Source organism: Bartonella sp. AC329YNZD, from assembly GCF_042196685.1.
Classification (GTDB): Bacteria; Pseudomonadota; Alphaproteobacteria; order Rhizobiales; family Rhizobiaceae; genus Bartonella.
In genome coordinates, this window is sequence record NZ_JBHIQS010000073.1 from 1 (window position 1) to 1,339 (window position 1,339).

Below are 1,339 nucleotides of genomic sequence, written 5' to 3' on the forward strand. Positions count from 1 at the left end.
ATCAGAGAAGGGACTTCGCAAGATAGCGTTGTTGTTCCAAAGCTTTTAGGAACAGCCTCTTTGTATTCGTATGAAACCTTTGCACCGTTAGAGCAGGTTGTTAATGCACGTCAAGAGTCGGAAAAAGCCATGGCGCGTGCAAATGGAGCCCAACAGGTTGCAGAAGAGGCAAAGAACCTTGCCCAGACAAGCAAGAATGCTTGTGATGAAGTCAAGCAAACGATAGGTGATGTTAAAAGCGTTGCAGAAACGGCATTATCGACAGCCAATACAGCCAAGCAGAAAGGAGATGAGATAAGCCAACAAACCTCAGAAGCATTGACGAAGTCTGGTGAAGCGAAGACCTTATCAGAAGAAGCAAAGGCTAAGGCAGAAAGGGTGGAGACTATTGCGACGGAAGCGAAATCTACAGCGGCTACAGCATTAACAGAAGCAAGAGAAGCTAAGAGTACAGCATCTGAGGCGAAGGGCTTGGCGGAAGAAGCGCAACAGGGTGCAACAGAAGCAACGCGAATAGCCAACGAAGCAAAAGCAGCAGCAGAACGGGCGACAAGTGTTGATAGACAAGCGGTAAGTGCTGGTGCAGAAGCAGTCAAGAGCCTAGCGGAAGAAGCGTTGTCGAAAGCCAATGAAGCGAAAAAGGGAGCAGATAAGGCAGAAACATTAGCTAATGAAAGCAAAACGACAGCCGAAGAAGCAAAAGGTTTAGTGGAGGAAGTAAAGCAATCGGTAACTACAGCGACAGAAACAGCAGAAGATGCGAAAAATTTAGCAAAGAAGGCAACAGAAGATATTGTTTCTATCAATGCAAAGGCTTTAACAGCCGAAAGAGTAGCGAACGAAGTCAAAGGTAGTTTAGAAACCGTTGTCACGTCGGTTTCTGAGGCAAAATCTCTAGCAGAAGAAGCCAAAGAGCTAGCGGAGGAACTGCAAGATGAATCGAACGAAGCGAAGCTTGCTGCTAATACGGCAAAATTGACAGCCAATTCTGCGGCAACAGATGCAGAAGAAGCGCAAGATGAAGCAAGAGAAGCCAAGCAAGCCGCTGATCAGGCAAAGACGCTAGCCGAAGAAGCTAAAACGATAGCAGAGCAAGCTAATCAATCCCTTATTTCGTTTAATTTGACAGATACGAGTGAAAAAATTGAACTCTTTCGTGGTATCCTTCTTCATATTTACGATACTTTGAAAATAATGAATCTAAGTGTTGTTGCAAAGTTTTCTCCATTTCTTGTAGCAACTGAAAAAAGGGGGATTTCGGTTAAGAAAGGAACGATACTTCAATTTTCTCATGCGGGCAAAGATGACGACGAAAACCTTCGCATATATAAGACTCCAG

1 pseudogene is annotated in these 1,339 nt (G+C 44.7%); it reads left to right on the forward strand.

Annotation, left to right across the window (positions count from 1 at the left end):
* Window positions 1-1,339 (forward strand): annotated as a pseudogene (locus tag ACFIMW_RS09250) (hypothetical protein); the annotation flags it as partial.